Genomic DNA, 17425 nt, shown 5'->3' on the forward strand with positions numbered 1-17425 from the left:
TGTGGGAGCGGGCTTGCTCGCGAAAGCGGTTTAACATTCAACGCATTTGTTGACTGTCAGTCCGCTTTCGCGAGCAAGCCCGCTCCCACATTTGTTATGTGTTGTGCTTAAGCCAGGTTTTCGTCGGTAGTCGGCACGATCAGGATGCCGGCGCGCAGGCCGTTCTTGACCTTGGGGTTCGGGAAGATGATCCGGGCACCCTCCTCCTCAATGATCCACCGGGTTTGGGCGATGTCTTCGGCCAGTACGTAACCCACTTCCAACTCCGAAAAATTCTCGATGTCCGCTGGCAGGTTCATACGGAAGCTATCGCTGTGCTTGATGATTTCCCGCGCCACGCTAAACAGCTGCAAACCGTCCAGCGCCTCTTCGGTCTGGGCCGGCTCGTTGCCTTCGATAATCTGTTTGAGGCGGGTTTCCAGCAGATCAACGTTGACCCCGTCGTTCTGCCCGAAGGGCCGCGCCTTACCCAGCTCTAGCGTGAAAGACTCCGCACCGAGCTTGTCGTAGGTGTAGGAGCTGAAAACGATGGACGGCTTGCTCTGCAGCAGCACCGCTTCCATGCCGGCAGCGCGCAGGCGCGCCAGTTCCAGGCGTGAATGCTGACGGCCTTCTTTCCAGGGATACAGTGCGAACTGCTCGATTTTCGAACCGCGAATGGCCGTGTGCAAGTCGTAGTGCAGACGACTGCGGTCCGGCAGGCTGAAGAAGCTCGCCGCCAGCCGCTCCAGTTCACAGGCGCGCAGGGCTTCAGAGCCGCTGCTTTGTTCGTGACGGCCGTTGAACAGCCGGTTGACGTCCTGCTCGATGAAACGCTCGCCTTTGCGAATCGCTTCCGGATTGCCGAACAGGAACAGAATACGTGTGCGCGGTTTCAAGTCGCCGCGGGCGATGTCATGCAACAGGCGATCGAGCAACTCGATCGGCGCTGTTTCGTTGCCGTGGATGCCGGCTGATAGCAGCAGGTCCTGGCCATTGTCGCGCACTTCAGGTGGCCGGACTTCCAGCGCACCTTCGCTCAACCAGCGCATGCGTACGCCTTCGACAGTCAGTTGAGTCTTCTCCGCCGGTTCGCGACCGGCGAGGGTCAGTTCAAGCAGTTTGCCGAGGGCGAGCATAGAGCGGTTTCCTTAGTGGTCGTGTGCGCAATCCGGGCCGTGCACGTGGTCTTCGTCACCGACTTCGGCCGGTTCCATTTCCAGTTGCAGACTTACCAGATTAGTCGCCAATGGGCGCAGCAGCAGGTTTGCGTATTCAGCGTCACCTTCTTCGACGTCCACGCCGATCAGCAGTTGGCCGCGGCCATCCTGCTGAATCCACAGCTCTTTGCCTTGCCACATGACCGCGACGCGGGTGCAGGAAGTTTCCAGTTGCGTGCCGTCGGTATCTTCAAGGATCAGCTGCAGGGTATCGCTCATGTTTTACGCTCTCGACTTTCAATTGATCTGGAATGGATAAACCGCGCCCAGTTTAAGGATTTGCGTCAGTTCATCCAGTGCCGTCCGGCACTCAAGCAGCAATTGCGGGTCCGCGAGATCGTTTTCGGTCATGCGGTCGCGGTAGTGCTTGTCGACCCATTCGGTCAGCGTGCCGTACAACGGTGCCGTCATGATAACCCCTGGGTTGACGGCCGCCAGTTCGGTTTGGTTGAGCGCGACGCGCAGTCGCAGGCAAGCCGGGCCACCGCCGTTCTGCATGCTCTGCTTCAGATCGAACACTTTCACTTCGCGAATCAGCCCGCCGGAGCTGGTCAAACCTTGCAGGTATTGCCAGACACGCGCGTTGCCACGGCATTCTTCCGGCACGATCAACAGCATCGAGCCGTCGGGACGCGACAGCAGTTGGCTATTGAACAGGTAGGAACGGACGGCGTCTTCCACGGTTACCGCGGAACGCGGCACGCAGACCGACTGAAATTTCCCACCGACTTTGGCGAGTTTGCTTTGCAATTCAGCGAGCATCTGCTCGGTGTCGAGGAACGCGTCCTCGTGATAGAACAGCACCTCGCCATTACCCACCGCGATCACATCGTTGTGGAACACGCCCTGATCGATCACCGAAGGGTTCTGCTGGGCGTAGACCACGCCGTCATCGCTCAAGCCGTGCAGGCGGGCAACCGCCTGGGAGGCTTCGAGGGTCTGGCGGGCCGGGTATTTCTGCGGTGCCGGGTAACGGGTGTCGAACGCGCTGCGACCGAACACAAAGAACTCGACGCCAGCTTCGCCGTACTCACGGCAGAAACGGGTGTGGTTGGCTGCACCTTCGTCCCCGAACTGCGCCACGGCTGGCAATGCGGCGTGGTGAGCGAAGTGCTTCTGGTCGGCGAACATCGCCCCCAGCACACGACTGGTGGTCGGGTGCTCGATGCTGCGGTGATATTTGCAGTTGAGGTTGGCGGCAGTGAAATGCACGCGACCGTCTGCAGTGTCAGCACTTGGGCTGACCGTGGCGGCGTTGGCCACCCACATGCTCGACGCCGAGCAACTGGCAACCAGCAACGGCATGGCTTCTTTGGCGGCTTGCTCGATCACTTGCGCGTCGGTGCCGCTGAAGCCCAAGCGACGCAGGGCTGCCACGTCCGGGCGTTCCTGTGGTGCCAGCACGCCCTGCTGAAAGCCCATTTCCATCAGCGATTTCATTTTCGCCAGGCCTTGCAGCGCGGCTTCCTTCGGGTTCGAAGACTGCTGGCTGTTGCTCTGGGACGCGACATTGCCGTAGGACAGGCCGCCGTAGTTATGGGTCGGCCCCACTAGACCGTCAAAATTGACTTCATAGGATTTCATCAGCGAGGCTCCACGAGAATCTGTTGTTATAGGCATCAGTAACTGTTCAGTGCGATCGAGGCGCGGCCTTCGCGAGCAGGCTCGCTCCCACAGGGAATTGCATTCCAATGTGGGAGCGAGCCTGCTCGCGAAGGGGCGTTACGCCATTTTCACGCCTGGCGTAAGGGCCGCAGGCATCACAAGGCTCGGCGTTTCCAGCGAAGCCACCGGGTACGCGCAGTAATCTGCCGCGTAGTAGGCGCTGGCGCGGTGGTTACCCGAGGCGCCGACACCGCCGAATGGCGCGCTGCTCGCCGCACCGGTCAGCTGTTTGTTCCAGTTGACGATGCCAGCACGGCTTTCCAGCCAGAACTGCTGATAACGTGCTTCGGAATCCGACAGCAGACCGGCCGCCAAGCCATAGTCGGTGTCGTTGGCTTCAGCGATCGCCGCTTCAAAATCAGCGTAGCGGATCACTTGCAGCAGCGGGCCGAACAGTTCTTCATCAGGGCGATCAGCCACGGCCGTCACGTCCAGAATGCCTGGGGTCAGCAAGGCGGCTTGAGCGTGTGGCTGAGTCATTTCCAACAGTGCCACGGCGCCGTTGCCCAGCAGATGCGCTTGCGCATCCATCAGGGTTTTCGCAGCACCCAGGGAAATCACCGAGCCCATGAACGGTGCCGGTTGTTGATCAAACGCGCCGACTTCAATTGTCGAGCTGACCGCCACCAGACGCGCCAGCAGTGTGTCGCCCCAGGCGCCCTGCGGCACCAGCAAGCGGCGGGCACACGTGCAACGCTGACCGGCAGAAATGAACGCCGACTGGATGATGGTGTAAACGGCAGCATCGAGGTCGGCGACCTGATCAACGACCAGTGGGTTGTTACCGCCCATTTCCAGCGCGAGGATCTTGTCCGGACGACCGGCAAACTGCTGGTGCAGGTGATTGCCGGTGCGGCTGGAACCGGTGAAGAACAAACCGTCGATACCCGGGTTCGCGGCCAGGGCGATACCGGTTTCGCGAGCACCTTGCAGCAGGTTCAATACGCCTGCTGGCAGGCCGGCTTCGATCCAGCACTTGACGGTCAGCTCGGCGACTTTCGGCGTCAGCTCGCTGGGTTTGAACAGCACACTGTTACCGGCCAGCAGCGCCGGCACGATGTGGCCGTTCGGCAAGTGGCCAGGGAAGTTGTAAGGCCCGAACACCGCGACCACACCGTGTGGCTTGTGGCGCAACACGGCGGTGGCGTCGCCCAGTGGGCCGCTCTTCTCGCCGGTACGTTCGCGGTAGCTCTGCACCGAGATCGCTATCTTGTTGACCATGCTGGTGACTTCGGTCGCCGCTTCCCACAGGGGTTTGCCAGTCTCCTCACCGATGGTGCGAGCCAGTTCGTCAGCGTTGTTCTTCAGCGCGGCGGCAAAGGCTTCCAGCACGGTGATGCGTTCTTCCAGGGTACGTCGGGCCCAGCCCGGGAATGCCTGGCGCGCGGCTTGCACAGCCGATTCAACCTGAGCGGTGGTGGCGCCTTCGCCGGCCCACAGCACTTGTTGGGTTACCGGGTTCAGCGACTGGAAGGCTTCACCCTGACCGGCCAGCCATTCACCGGCGATGTATAGCGAATTCATTATTTCGACTCCCGAGCAGCAGACAACGGAACGGCGCGCACTTGATCGCCGGCGTTGAGTTGAAGACGTTTGGCGGTCAGCGGATCGACCACCAGCGTGCCGGCGGCGAAACGTGCAGGAGCAGCAGTGATCCGGCAGTCATCGCGCTTGCGGTTATGAATGAGGAACGGTGTGGCGTCGTCACCCGGCGTGCCGATGGCCAGCACCAGCGCCTGGCTGTCGCGAATTGCGCGGATCTTGCCGGTTTCGCACTCCACCGCAGGACCGGCGTCAAAGATGTCGACGTAGCCCTGATAGCTGAAGCCTTCGCTCTTGAGCATGGCCAGGGCCGGCTCGGTGTCCGGATGAACCTGGCCGATCACGTTGCGCGCATCCGGTGACAGGAAGCAGGTGTACAGCGGGAATTTCGGCATCAGTTCGGCGATGAACGCCTTGTTGCCCACACCGGTCAGGTAATCGGCCTGGCTGAATTCCATCTTGAAGAAATGTCGGCCCAGGCTTTCCCAGAACGGCGAACGCCCGGCTTCGTCAGACATGCCGCGCATCTCGGCGATGATCTTGTTGCCGAACAGCTGCGGAAACTCGGCGATGAACAACATCCGCGCCTTGGCCAGCATGCGCCCGTTGAGGCCAGTGCGGTAGTCGGCGTGCAGGAACAGCGAGCACAGCTCGGAATTGCCGGTCAGGTCGTTGGCCAGGAACAGCGTCGGGATTTCGCGGTAGATGTTCAGTTCCTGGGAAGCGCTGACGGTCAGGCCAACCCGGAAGTTGTACCAAGGCTCACGCAGACCGACGGCGCCAGCGATGGCGGAAATGCCCACCACGCGGCCGTCATCGTCTTCGAGTACGAACAGGTAGTCCGCATCGCCCCGCCCGGCTTCGCCACGGAAGGTCTTCTCGGCCCAGCCGACCCGATGGGCCAGACGTTCCTCATTGGCCGGCAATGTGGTCAGGCCGGTGCCGGTGCTGCGGGCCAGGTCGATCAGAGCGGGTAAATCGCTGCTGCGTACGGGACGAACGATCATGCTATCTCCTCAAACGGGCCGCTGGCGCCACCCGTGAAACACTGCTGCTTTCTAGGCTTCAATTCAGGCCTGCTTTTCCAGGTGTCAAACCGCCACCAGGCGCACGCTGGCACCTTCACCGACGCCCAGGGCTTCGGCTGCTTCAAGATCCAGGGTCACGGGTTTGCCCGGCGCGTAATCGAGCTCAAGCAATACCGCGCGGTAATCCTGCAACTGGGCGTTGGACACCAGGTACTGACGACCGGCGCCTTTGACCGGCTCGCCGATTTTCACCGGGACTACACGGCTCTGGGCGATCGAGCGGATCCCCGAGACACGGGCGTGCAGGGTCGGACCGCCGTCGAAAATGTCGATGTAGTGATCGGTCTCGAAGCCTTCGCGCATCAGGATGTCGAAGGTGATCTGCGCCCGTGGGTGCACCTGGCCCATCGCTTCTTGAGCGGTGTCCGGCAGCAGCGGCACATAGATCGGGTAATGCGGCATCAGCTCGGCCAGGAACGTCCGGCTCTTCAGACCGCACAGACGCTCGGCAGCGGCGTAGTTGAGGTCGAAGAAGTTGCGGCCGATGGCATCCCAGAACGGCGAGTCGCCGTTTTCATCGCTGTAACCGACGATCTCGGTGACCACGGAATCGGCAAAGCGCTCCGGATGGCTGGCCACGAACAGCAGGCGGCCACGGGAGTTGAGTTCCGACCAGGCTGAACCCACCAGCTCAGGCTGCACGTAGAAACTGGTCAGCAAGCTGTTGCCGGTCAGGTCGTGGCACTGGGAGAGCACGTGGATCTTGTTATGAATCTTCAGCTCGCGGGAGGCATGCACAAAGGTTTCATTACGGAAACTGTAGAACGGCTCCGAATAACCGGCCGACGCAACGATGGCCGAACAGCCCACCAGCTTGCCGGTGGCGGTGTCTTCAAGGACGAAGAAATAGCTCTCTTCACCGTTGAAGCTGACTTCAGCGGCGAACGAGGCTTCGCTTGCTGTGATCTTGTCGCTCAGGCGTTCAACGTCATCCGGCAAGGAAGTGACACCAATCGGGCTGTCCGCAGCCAGACGCTGTACCTCGCCCAGATCAGCCATTTGCGCGGGGCGCATCACCAGCATGGTGTCACTCCTTTCTCGTAGAACTCTTTGAGGAAAAATAACCGGGCAGTCATTGAAGAAACAGAGATCAGTGTGGGAGCGGGCCTGCTCGCGAAAGCGGTGCATCGGCCGACATTGTTGCTGTCTGACCCACCGCTTTCGCGAGCAAGCCCGCTCCCACATTTGATCCGGACCGGCATAAAATTTGTTCGACGCCTGAAATGTCAGGCGTCGAAGGGTCTATCAGGCTTGAGTCAGTTTGGCCGCAGCGCGTTCGAAACGGTCCAGACCGGCATCGATATCGGCGTCTTCAACCACCAGGCTTGGCGCGAAGCGAACCACGTCGGGGCCGGCTTGCAGAATCATCAGGCCTTCTTTTTCAGCGGCGTTAAAGATGTCCTTGGCCTTGCCCTTCCAGGCATCGTTCAGCACGCAACCAATCAACAGGCCCATGCCACGGACCTGGGTGAACAGGCCGTACTTCTCACCGATCTGTTCCAGGCGAGCCTTGAACTTGTCGTGCTTGGCGTTGACGCCGGCCAGCACTTCAGGGGTATTGACCACGTCGATCACGGCTTCAGCGACAGCGCATGCCAGCGGGTTGCCGCCGTAAGTGGTGCCGTGGGTGCCGACGACCAGGTGTTTGGCCAGGTCTTCTGTGGTCAGCATGGCCGCGATCGGGAAACCACCGCCCAGGCTCTTGGCGCTGGTCAGGATGTCCGGGGTCACGCCGTACTGCTGGTAGGCGAACAGCTTGCCGCTGCGGCCCATGCCGGTTTGAACTTCGTCGAAGATCAGCAACGCGTTGTGCTCGGTGCAGAGTTCGCGGGCACCTTGCAGGTACTCGAGCTCAGCCGGGATGACGCCGCTCTCGCCCTGGATGGGTTCCAGGACCACAGCGCAAGTCTTGTCGGAAATGGCAGCTTTCAGCGCGGCCAGATCGTTGTATGGCACGTGGGTGATGCCGGTGATCTTCGGACCGAAGCCATCGGAATACTTCGACTGACCACCAACGTTCACGGTGAACAGGGTACGGCCGTGGAAGCTGTTGAGCGCGGCGATGATTTCGTACTTCTCGCTGCCGAAACGATCGAAACCGACGCGACGGGCCAGCTTGAAGGCGGCCTCGTTGGCTTCGGCGCCGGAGTTGCAGAAGAACGCGCGCTCGGCAAACGTAGCGTCGATCAGCTTATGCGCCAGGCGCAAGGCCGGCTCATTGGTGAAGACGTTGGACACGTGCCACAGCTTGTTCGCCTGCTCGGTCAAGGCACTGACCAGCGCCGGGTGCGCATGGCCCAATACGTTAACGGCGATCCCGCCGGCGAAGTCGATCAGCTCGCGGCCAGACTGGTCCCAGACGCGGGAACCGGCACCACGCACAGGGATGAAAGCGGCAGGCGCGTAGTTGGGAACCATTACCTGGTCGAAATCGGCGCGTTGTACCGCAGCGTGCTCAACGGACATCGGAGTCTCCTGATGAGGAACACTCGCCGGAAACTGGCGAGCGATGAGGGGATTGTAAGGACAGTTTTCAGCCCGGCCTTGCCGCCAAGCGACAACTTCTTATAGCGCAAACCCCGGTTTCAGCCGGGTTTACGGCAATGCGACATATAGCGTCGCAAAGGCGCAGTTTAAACTGCCGGCACACGTTATAGGCAGGCTTGTAGACCGGTGCGGTAAATATGTACCGCACGCCCTGCTTCATCGTCTGTTTTCCTTGGGTTTCATCCAAACGCTAAAGGACTAGCGATGAATCAGCACGAATTTGAGCTTGCCGCTCATCCGGACGCGCACTATCACCACGCGTTCAAAAATCTGCCCGACTGGGCATTAAGAGCCTCGCCCGTCACGCGCAACGCGCTGAAAAACGCCCGGCTGCAACTTCCAGATTGGCACGTCAGAGCAACCCGCGAACAACACCAGTCGCTGAAAATGGTCAACAAGGAACACTGGACTCGGCGCAATCGCCTGGAGGCGAGGCTGTCCAGACTGCAAAACGCCCAGGACTTTGCCGAATCACTGCTGAGTGATGCGCTGAAAACCCGTTTCGGCCTCGAACTGGACGTCAAGACCACCTTCTTGCGCCTGTACATTGCGCAGAACGCCTCCTGGTTTCCGATCAAGTCCGGCGCCGCACGCACCTGGACGGTATCGCTACTCAATGCCGCCCTGCACAACTTTCAGGACTCGGAAACCAAAGCGGACGCCTACGAGCCCGCCTCGACGTTCATCACCCAGCCCTCCCCCACCGGACAGTTCGATACGTTGCCAACGATCAAGCGCCGTCTCTCCATTCAGGACTTCACCCGCCTGTGTCGGGAATTGGATATCGGCGGCCAATACGAGGCTTACCTGAAAGATTTTTTCGGGTTGAACCAGCCGGTGGCCGGCGCAGTACTGGAATTGAACGTCGTCGGGACGCAAAAAGCCGCCCTTCGCGCCGCCCTGCAACTGGCTCATGCCCGGGAAGACCTGCCGATCGACGCCTGGCAGGCAATTCTCGATTTTCTGGAGGGTCGCGAAGGCGTGTGGCTGGATAATCAACGGCTGCACTGTCATGACCTGACGATGATGTCCTCCTTGCTGACTGGCATCGTGGTGTTCGCGCCCGAATCTGGACGCTCACGGCGGGCATCGCGGATTATTGTCTACATCCCCGACGATCCGGAGCATCCACTCAAACACTATCCCGACTCGTTGACGTTCATCAAAGACCTTACACGCAAGCTGCGCTCACCCGCTTATCAGGCGTTCTTCAGCCGATTTGTCGATCATCAGGAAAGAGGGCACTTTTTTGCCGACCTCTCCTGCCGTCTGAGCACCGTGACCTGGCACGAGCGCCAGCACGGCGATCCACTGCCTAGTTGGCGAGACACCCCCATCGACAAACCCAACCTGCAGTTCTCGGTGAACCCGATCAAAACCGGTCTGTGGACTCACCTTTACCAACGACAAGTGAACAAGATCCTCAATGACGCGCGCACCCTGGCCGTCTCCACCGCCAGCGCCGACCGAGCGGCACGTTGGGCGCTGTGGGACGCCTTCAGCACAGTCGCTACCACGATTCTTGAGATCGCATCGTTTGTGGCCCTACCCTTTGTTCCGTTTCTGGGTGAGCTGGTGCTGGCCTACATGGCCTACCAGGTACTCGACGAAACCTTCGAAGGCATTGTCGACTGGGCCGAAGGCCTGAAGACCGAAGCGCTCGGACACGTGATGACCCTCGTAGAGTCGGTGGTGCAACTCGGGACATTCGCGGTGGGTGGCGCCTTGGCGGCCGGCGCGTTCAGCCGCTTGATGTCCAGCGAAGCCGTGGCACTGTTCTCCCCGCTCCAACCGGTCGAAACGGTCGGAGGCAAAACCCGGTACTGGAAGCCGGATCTCGCCCCTTACAAGCAATCTGTCGACTTGCCGAAGGCAGCCAAACCCGATCATCTTGGCCTGTATCAGCATGAGGGCAAAACGCTGCTGCGCCTCGAAGATAAGCTTTATGCCGTCAAACCGGATAGCGAGACTGGCCGGTTTCAAATCCAGCATCCGAACCGGGCCGATGCCTATCAGCCACCCCTGCGTCACAACAATCATGGCGCCTGGCAGACAGCGCTGGACCAACCCTTGACGTGGGACCGGGAAACCGTGATGCGCCGCCTCGGCCACAGCGTCGAGTCGTTCAGCAGTGCCGAGCGCGAACAAATCCTGCGCATCAGTGGCTTCCATGACAACGTGTTGCGCGAGACCCACGTCGAGAACCATCGCCCGCCGTCGCTGCTGACCGACACGATCAAGCGCTTCAAAATCGATCGTGATATTCAGGCATTGATCGATCAGGCCAACAGTGGCCATCCCGAACGCTATCAGGCACTGAACCATCGCCTGTCGCTGTTCGAATCTCGCTACCGTGAACTTGAAAAAACCGATGACCGTCAAGTCCAGCTAATGATTGGCGAAATTCAAGGACTACCGACAGATATTGCACAAGAACTGGTGAGCAACGCATCCGGCACCGAGCTAATGCATCTAAACAACGGTCGAATCCCTCAACGCCTCAAGGACGTGGCAGTCAAAGCCATGGAGGCCGTGCGTGTGGCCAGAGCCCATGAAGGGTTTTATCTGCAAGACATGGAAACGACGGACACTCATCGACTGGCCTTGCATAGCCTTGAATCGTTGCCCGGCTGGCCCGCTGGCCTGCGCATCGAAGTCAGGGATTTTTCTTATGACGGCTTACTGCGCGACAGCATTGGCCAGCCCGATGCGCCGATCGTCAGAACACTGGTGCGGGCAGATGGCGGCACTTATCAAGTCCATGAAAACAATGAGCAACCCGGCGATTTTTATCACGCCCTCCTTCAGGCGTTGTCGCAGGCCGAGCGCATTGCGCTGGGTCTTGGCGCCGAAGACAGCCAAGTGCTCAAGCATCGCATTGCCGAGCACGCAGTGAATCGACCGCAGTTGCGCACGCTGTTCGCAAAACACCCGCGCCGCAAACCCTTTTATGACCCGACGACCATGCGCCTGCCTGGTGGCACGCAGGGTTACGATCTCAGCAACCGATCTACACCAACGCTCGATGACAGGGTTCGCGAGGTTTATCCCAGCCTGTCTCAGGAAGAGCTGCGCTCCGTCGTCTCCCAGCTACAACGTCACCCCGACGGCGCTCGTATGGAGCTTTCACGCCTGGCCAGTGAACTCCACGTACTGCATGAGGATCTTGAGCGCTGGACAAGGGACGCCCCTACCGTCCATCACGAAACCCGGCTCCCGCTAAGCGATCTGGAACACCAGGTGGTGCGACACAATCGGCGGTTGCTGGCCCAGGAAATCCAGCGCAGCTGGCGACGGCAGTCCGAGCGGGACTTCGATGCGCCGGATGGTAGCGATCGGTATGTGCTGCGGTTTGAGGAGCCGATCCCGGGCGACCTGCCAAACCTGACGGCCGATTTCAGCCACGTATCGTCGCTCGCCCTCAACGGTAGTCATGCCGTGCAGGGAATACCCGGCTTTTTGCAGCACTTCACCGGTCTTCTCCGACTGGAGCTACGCCACTTCACACTGGCGAGGCTTCCCGATGCCATCGGGCAAATGGTGAATCTTGAAACATTGATACTCAGCGATTGCGGAATCAAATTTGATGCCGTCGCCTGGTCAAAACTGTCCTCGATGAAAAAAATGGTCATGCTGGATCTCTACCGGAATCCGGTTGAAGGTGTACCCAGTGTTGAATCAATGCCCGAGCTCGTTCATCTGAATCTGAGTGATACCGGGCTGACCGAAATCCCCGGTAGCGCACTGCTACACGCCAGGCTCGATACCCTCATGTTGATGAACAACAACATCAGCCAATTGCCTTCCGGATTCTTCGACAGCCCGGTGTATGAGAAACGCAGCTTACATCTTTCGCGTAACCCGCTCAGCGACCGGGCACGGGAATTGATCAAGCAACACTACTTCGATGCCTCTTACGATCTGGGTGTAACTGCACCGGAGGCGGATATCGAGCGAGTCAGGGCGTTGTACCCGAACCTGGAGTTTGAACAGGCGAGCGATTTCGTCTACGAATTGGCGGGCACCCTGCAAGACGGTCGGAGCGAGCTGACACGCCTTGAAGCGGAATTGGAACAGCTGATCAACGACCTGGAGGCATGGACCGCCGATCTTCCGGACATTCACCCTGTGACGGGCGAACCCTTCGATGCGCAACAACAGCTTGTCGAGCACGCGAACCGCAACCAGTTCAGGCAGAAACTGGAACAATGCTGGCGACATGAAAGTGAACTGGATGATTTCAATGAAGTGCTGGAGCCCACCTTTGAAGTGGTTTTCGAAACTGTCATCAACGGAGAGCTGCCGACGCTGAGCGCCGACTTCAGCCATGTGACATCGCTGGAGTTACTCAGCTCCGAAGGAGTGACCCGCGTCGGGCACTTTCTGGAATCTTTTCCCAATCTCAAAAACCTCAAAGTTCGCGCCTGCAATCTGGGCAACATTCCCGATGCCGTGTTCACGATGGGTCAACTGCGATCGTTATCGCTCGCCGAATGCTCCGTCAGCCTGTCACTTGAATCGGCCAGTGCGCTCGCAGGAATGGATCAGCTCGACCACCTCGATCTGAGCCGCAACCCTCTAGGTCTCACACCGGACCTGAGCCAGATGCAGAACCTGGCGAGCATTGTGCTCAATGGCACTGGCATTTCCGAAATACCCCAGGGCCTGTTCCAGCTGGAAGAGCTGGATTGGGCAGACCTGACCGACAACGCAATAACCGAAGTCTCCAGCGATCTAATGGCGTTGCCGATGGAAATCGCCGAGAACATTAATTTTAGAGGCAATCGGTTTTCCGAGGAGAGCCTGCAACGACTGATCAATTACTTCGAACGCACGCGAATAGACTTCGGCGTACAAGAGGTGATCGATCAAGGCGAAGTGGACATTTCAACGTCTGAAGGTTCCGAAATCGACGAGTGAAGCGGGCTTCGATTCACGATGTGAATTAAAGGGTCACCCGCGCTCGGACGGCACCGACGACAACTCGAACGGGCTGCTGCTGCGCCGCTGGTTGCGATCTTCCCGCGGCGTGGCGCCGAAGAAGTTGCGGTAGGCGCTAGAGAAATGTGGCCCCGAGGAGAAGCCACACGACAGGCCGATCTGGATGATCGACTTGCTGGTTTGCATCAACATCTGCCGGGCCTTGTTCAGGCGTAATTCCAGGTAATACTGGCTCGGCACGCGGTTGAGGTATTGCTTGAAAATCCGTTCCAACTGCCGACGGGACACGCACACATGCTGGGCGATTTCGTCGGTGGTGAGCGGCTCTTCGATGTTGGCTTCCATGAGCAACACGGCTTGCGTGAGCTTCGGATGGCTGGAGCCGAGGCGATTTTGCAGCGGAATGCGTTGGCGTTCGCCACCTTCACGGATGCGTTCGACCACCAGCTCTTCCGACACCGCACCAGCCAGTTCGGCGCCGTGATCACGGGCCAGCACCGCCAACAACAGATCGAGTACCGACAGGCCGCCGCACGCAGTCAGGCGATCACGGTCCCAGTCGAACAGATGACTGGTGGCGATGACTTTCGGGAAACGTTCGGTGAAATCGTCCTGCCAACGCCAATGCACGGCAGCGCGATAACCGTCGAGCAAACCCAGTTGAGCCAACGGATAAACTCCGGCAGACAGAGCACCGATCACGCAGCCGGCCCGCACCAGTTGTTTCAACGAACTACTGAGCGCCGGCGCGAGTGAGGTCGGTGGCTCATCGGCGAGCAGGAAGAGTTTCTGGAAGTTTTCGAGCTTGCCGGCCCACGGCTCACCCGGCAATTGCCAGGCGCCTTCTGTCGGCGGTTCGGCCTGCAAAAACGACAGTTCGTAGACAACGTCCGGATGCACTCGCTGGGCAACACGCAAGGCCTCCTCAGCCAGCGCAAGCGTCAGTGCTTTAGTGCTGGGCCAAATCAGGAAACCAATTCGATGGGCAGTCATGGCGGGCAATCCGAAACGAAAACAGTGTTAGAAGCCGAAAGCGGCTGCAACCAAATTAGACCATCTGGCGCGCGGTGCGCAGCATGACCTAATTTGGTGCGTAACGGGAGCGATTACTTCAGGCTGCCCGAGAGGAATTGTTGCAAGCGTTCGGACTGTGGATTGACCAGTACTTCACGCGGATTGCCGCTTTCTTCGACGACACCTTTGTGGAGGAACACCAGCTGGTTCGACACTTCACGGGCGAAGCCCATTTCGTGCGTCACCACCACCATGGTCCGGCCTTCCAGCGCCAGGGCCTGCATGACTTTCAGCACGTCGCCGACCAGTTCCGGGTCCAGCGCCGACGTCGGTTCGTCGAACAGCATCACCTCAGGCTCCATTGCCAGCGCACGGGCAATCGCGACACGCTGTTGTTCGCCGCCAGACATGTGGCCCGGGTATGCATCTTTACGATGTGCCACGCCGACCTTGTTCAGGTAGTGCTCGGCCTTCTCGCGGGCTTCGGCCTTGGACATGCCGAGCACGTGGACCGGCGCTTCCATAATGTTTTCCAACGCGGTCATGTGCGACCACAGGTTGAAATGCTGGAACACCATCGACAGGCGCGAACGCATGCGTTGCAGCTGTTTCGGGTCGGCGGCCTTCAGCGCGCCGTCCTTGTTGGCGACCAGTTTCAGCTCTTCGTTGTTGAGCAGAATCTTGCCCGCGTGTGGCTGCTCCAGCAGGTTGATGCAACGCAGGAAAGTACTTTTGCCGGAGCCACTGGAGCCGATGATGCTGATCACATCGCCAGCCGCCGCTTTCAGGGACACACCCTTGAGCACTTCGTGACTGCCATAGCGTTTATGCAGGTCTTGGACTTCAAGTTTGTACATGCGGTCGGTTCTCACAAAAACAGTCAGTCAGTCGTTGAGCAAGCGCCCGTGACGCAGCGCTTCGCGCCCCGCCACCTTGGCCAGCCAGAAACCGGGTTGGGCATAACGCAGCCGTTCAATGGCAAACAGCACCCCGGACGTACCAGCACACACCGTGCTGACCCGATCCGATAACGGATCGATCACTTCGAAAATCTCGTCGCCGGCTTCGATCCATTCACCGGGTTTACGCAAAAAGCTCACCACACCAGGGTGCGGCGCGAACAGCAATTGGGTGCCTTCGAACGGCATGCCTTCGCACGCGTCCTGCGCAGGTTTAGGCCATTCGCCGCTGATCAAGCCTTGTTCGGCAAGGAACGCCAGAATGCCTTCGGCGTAAGCACAAGCTTCAGCGCGACCGGTATCGGACTGGCCGCCTAACTCAATGGTAGTCGCCAGGCACGCCAGTGCAATCTGTGCATCCGGGAACAGACGCGACAGGCGCAGCCAAGGCAATGAACAGGCTTCATCAAAGGAGCTGCCGCCGGACTCTTCCGCCAGCAGACCCACCTTCACATTCAGGTGCGCGGCGAGCGAACGCCATTGCGGCCAGTGTTGCGGCAAGGCGTACATGTGCAGCGCCGCTTCGCAATCGCAGTGCAGATCCAGCACCACATCGGCGGTGCAGGCATGGCTGAGCAAAATGCGCTGCATGCCCTGCAACTGACTCGCGGCCGGCGGCAATGCCGCCAATGCGTCGCTCATAGCCTGACGGATCAAGCGAATGTTGGCGTGCGGATCATCGCCCAGATGCCCTTCCAGCGCAGCGGCCACGGGCTCGCTCAGCTCGACGAAATCCCGGTTGAAATTCTTGCCGCTGCCCGCTTCGAAACGCCCTTGATGACTGCCTTGCAGCAGTTGACCTAGGCCCAGTGGATTGGCCACCGGCACCAGTTCGATCACACCGTTGAGCAAGCCTTGGGCTTCGAGTTCGGTCAGGCGCTTTTTCAGCTCCCAGGCCGTGCGCATGCCCGGCAACTCATCGGCGTGCAGGCTGGCCTGGATGTAAGCCTTGCGTTCGCCACTACCGAAGCGGAACACCGAAATCTGGCGTTCGCTGCCCAGGTGGTTCCACGGCAATGCATGATCGATGCGTTCCATATCAGTGCTTCCGCGGGGCCAGATAGCCCAGCCAGCGGCGCTCGGCCAGTTTGAACAGCTTCACCAGAATGAAGGTCAGGCACAGGTAGAACACACCCGCCGTGATGTACGCCTCGAACGGCAAGTAGAACTGAGCGTTGACCGTGCGCGCGGCACCGGTGATGTCGATCAGGGTCACGATGGACGCCAGACTGGTGGTCTGCAGCATCATGATCACTTCGTTGCTGTACTGCGGCAGCGCCCGGCGCAGGGCCGACGGCAGCAGAATGCGCTGGTACATTTTGTAGCGCGACATGCCCATCGCCTTGGCGGCTTCGATCTCGCCGTTCGGTGTAGCGCGCAGGCTGCCGGCGATGATTTCAGCGGTGTAGGCGCTGGTGTTGATCGCGAAGGCCAGGCACGCACAGAACGTCGCGCTGGACAGCCACGGCCAAAACACGCTTTCACGCACCGCTTCGAACTGCGCCAGACCGTAGTAGATCAAAAACAGCTGCACCAGCATTGGCGTGCCGCGGATCACGTAAGTGAAGAGCCAGGCCGACATATTGACGACTGCATTCTTGGAGACGCGCATCAAACCCAGCGGCAATGCACACAGCAAGCCGAAAAACAGCGACAGCGCGAGCAATTTGAGGGTGGTCACCAGGCCGCCGAAGTACAGCGGCAGAGCCTCCCAAATGACGTTGTAGTCGAAGATCATAGATCAGCCGCCCTTACGCCTACCGAGTAGCGCTTCTCAAGGTGACGCAATGCCAGCAACGAGACACTGGTGATCACCAGGTACATCGCCGCCACTGCGAGGAAGAAGGTGAAAGGCTCGCGGGTAGCATCTGCCGCCTGCTTGGCCTTGAACATCATGTCTTGCAGCCCCACCACCGAAATCAGCGCGGTGGCCTTGGTCAGTACCAGCCAGTTGTTGGTAAAGCCCGGAATCGCCAGGCGAATCATCTGCGGCACCAACACCCGGAAGAACACCTGAAAACTGCTCATGCCGTACGCCATGCCGGCTTCTGCCTGACCTTTCGGGATGGCCATGAAGGCGCCACGGAAGGTTTCCGACAGGTACGCACCGAAGATGAAGCCCAGGGTGCCGATACCGGCGGCCAACGGGTTCAGGTCGATGTAGTCGTCAAAACCGAGCAGCGGCGCGACACGGTTGAGCAGGTCCTGACCGCCGTAGAAAATCAGCAGGATCAGCACCAGGTCGGGAATACCGCGGATCACCGTGGAATACAGGTCGCCCAGCCAGGCCAGCCAGCGAATCGGGGACAGACGCAGCGCAACGCCGATCAGACCCAGAACAATGGCCAAGACCATGGACGACAAGGCGAGCTGAAGCGTCAGCCATGCGCCATCGAGGATGACAGCCCCGTAGCCTTTCAACATGATTCAGGTCCTCGAAAAGGGGGATGAAAAAATGGCGCAAACCTCA

At 59.6% G+C, this 17425-nt stretch carries 13 protein-coding genes; 1 reads left to right on the forward strand and 12 read right to left on the reverse strand.

Translation table 11 applies throughout. The features are described 5' to 3' along the window. Positions 1–107: 107 nt before the first annotated feature. From astE to ACYZTX_RS23505, 7 genes are all read right to left on the reverse strand, one after another. Positions 108–1118 carry a succinylglutamate desuccinylase gene (astE, locus tag ACYZTX_RS23475; RefSeq protein WP_462036049.1) on the reverse strand — a complete coding sequence of 337 codons (1011 nt, stop codon included), beginning with the start codon at positions 1116–1118 and terminating at the stop codon, positions 108–110. Between the two features lie 12 nt (positions 1119–1130). After that, positions 1131–1418 carry a hypothetical protein gene (locus ACYZTX_RS23480; protein WP_033056735.1) on the reverse strand — a complete coding sequence of 96 codons (288 nt, stop codon included), beginning with the start codon at positions 1416–1418 and terminating at the stop codon, positions 1131–1133. An 18-nt stretch (positions 1419–1436) separates the two neighbouring features. Beyond that, on the reverse strand, positions 1437–2783 hold the full coding sequence (gene astB / locus ACYZTX_RS23485) for an N-succinylarginine dihydrolase (RefSeq protein ID WP_462036050.1): 1347 nt from the start codon (positions 2781–2783) through the stop codon (positions 1437–1439). Positions 2784–2921: 138 nt separating this feature from the next. Continuing rightward, entirely contained in the window at positions 2922–4391 is a 1470-nt protein-coding gene (gene astD, locus ACYZTX_RS23490; RefSeq protein WP_462037100.1) for a succinylglutamate-semialdehyde dehydrogenase, read from the reverse strand. Then, the gene (gene astA, locus ACYZTX_RS23495) at positions 4388–5413 is read right to left on the reverse strand and encodes an arginine N-succinyltransferase (RefSeq protein ID WP_461969345.1); all 1026 of its coding nucleotides are present in this window, start codon (positions 5411–5413) and stop codon (positions 4388–4390) included. Before astA ends, astD begins: the two co-directional genes overlap by 4 nt. 84 nt (positions 5414–5497) lie before the next feature. Then, positions 5498–6517, reverse strand: a complete 1020-nt coding sequence (gene aruF, locus ACYZTX_RS23500) for an arginine/ornithine succinyltransferase subunit alpha (RefSeq protein WP_462036051.1) — start codon at positions 6515–6517, stop codon at positions 5498–5500. 222 nt (positions 6518–6739) lie between these two features. Further along, a complete protein-coding gene (locus ACYZTX_RS23505; RefSeq protein ID WP_461977784.1) occupies positions 6740–7960 on the reverse strand; it encodes an aspartate aminotransferase family protein in 1221 nt (406 codons plus the stop codon). 285 nt (positions 7961–8245) lie between these two features. Between ACYZTX_RS23505 and ACYZTX_RS23510 the strand changes: the two genes are divergently transcribed. Further along, on the forward strand, positions 8246–12961 hold the full coding sequence (locus ACYZTX_RS23510) for a dermonecrotic toxin domain-containing protein (RefSeq protein ID WP_462036052.1): 4716 nt from the start codon (positions 8246–8248) through the stop codon (positions 12959–12961). A gap of 33 nt (positions 12962–12994) precedes the next feature. Here ACYZTX_RS23510 and argR read toward each other — a convergent pair whose 3' ends face one another. The 5 genes from argR to ACYZTX_RS23535 all read right to left on the reverse strand — a co-directional run bounded on the left by argR (position 12995) and on the right by ACYZTX_RS23535 (position 17379). Next, positions 12995–13975, reverse strand: coding sequence for a transcriptional regulator ArgR (gene argR, locus ACYZTX_RS23515; protein WP_462036053.1), 981 nt, complete (start codon positions 13973–13975; stop codon positions 12995–12997). Between the two features lie 113 nt (positions 13976–14088). Then, entirely contained in the window at positions 14089–14853 is a 765-nt protein-coding gene (locus ACYZTX_RS23520; RefSeq protein ID WP_008154324.1) for an ABC transporter ATP-binding protein, read from the reverse strand. A 27-nt stretch (positions 14854–14880) separates the two neighbouring features. Continuing rightward, on the reverse strand, positions 14881–15993 hold the full coding sequence (locus tag ACYZTX_RS23525) for a M14 family metallopeptidase (RefSeq protein WP_462036054.1): 1113 nt from the start codon (positions 15991–15993) through the stop codon (positions 14881–14883). 1 nt (position 15994) lies between these two features. Next, positions 15995–16693, reverse strand: coding sequence for an ABC transporter permease (locus tag ACYZTX_RS23530; protein ID WP_462036055.1), 699 nt, complete (start codon positions 16691–16693; stop codon positions 15995–15997). After that, positions 16690–17379, reverse strand: a complete 690-nt coding sequence (locus tag ACYZTX_RS23535; RefSeq protein WP_007943881.1) for an ABC transporter permease — start codon at positions 17377–17379, stop codon at positions 16690–16692. The genes ACYZTX_RS23530 and ACYZTX_RS23535 overlap by 4 nt, the downstream gene beginning before the upstream one ends. Between the last annotated feature and the right edge of the window lie 46 nt (positions 17380–17425).

Source organism: Pseudomonas sp. MDT1-17, from assembly GCF_054898105.1.

Coding starts and splice junctions, on each gene's coding strand:
- astB (WP_462036050.1), bottom strand. CDS start 2,783: ATGAAATCCTATGAAGTCAATTTTGACGGTCTAGTGGGGCCGACCCAT.
- ACYZTX_RS23510 (WP_462036052.1), top strand. CDS start 8,246: ATGAATCAGCACGAATTTGAGCTTGCCGCTCATCCGGACGCGCACTAT.
- argR (WP_462036053.1), bottom strand. CDS start 13,975: ATGACTGCCCATCGAATTGGTTTCCTGATTTGGCCCAGCACTAAAGCA.
- astA (WP_461969345.1), bottom strand. CDS start 5,413: ATGATCGTTCGTCCCGTACGCAGCAGCGATTTACCCGCTCTGATCGAC.
- ACYZTX_RS23480 (WP_033056735.1), bottom strand. CDS start 1,418: ATGAGCGATACCCTGCAGCTGATCCTTGAAGATACCGACGGCACGCAA.
- ACYZTX_RS23505 (WP_461977784.1), bottom strand. CDS start 7,960: ATGTCCGTTGAGCACGCTGCGGTACAACGCGCCGATTTCGACCAGGTA.
- ACYZTX_RS23525 (WP_462036054.1), bottom strand. CDS start 15,993: ATGGAACGCATCGATCATGCATTGCCGTGGAACCACCTGGGCAGCGAA.
- ACYZTX_RS23520 (WP_008154324.1), bottom strand. CDS start 14,853: ATGTACAAACTTGAAGTCCAAGACCTGCATAAACGCTATGGCAGTCAC.
- astE (WP_462036049.1), bottom strand. CDS start 1,118: ATGCTCGCCCTCGGCAAACTGCTTGAACTGACCCTCGCCGGTCGCGAA.
- ACYZTX_RS23535 (WP_007943881.1), bottom strand. CDS start 17,379: ATGTTGAAAGGCTACGGGGCTGTCATCCTCGATGGCGCATGGCTGACG.
- ACYZTX_RS23530 (WP_462036055.1), bottom strand. CDS start 16,693: ATGATCTTCGACTACAACGTCATTTGGGAGGCTCTGCCGCTGTACTTC.
- aruF (WP_462036051.1), bottom strand. CDS start 6,517: ATGCTGGTGATGCGCCCCGCGCAAATGGCTGATCTGGGCGAGGTACAG.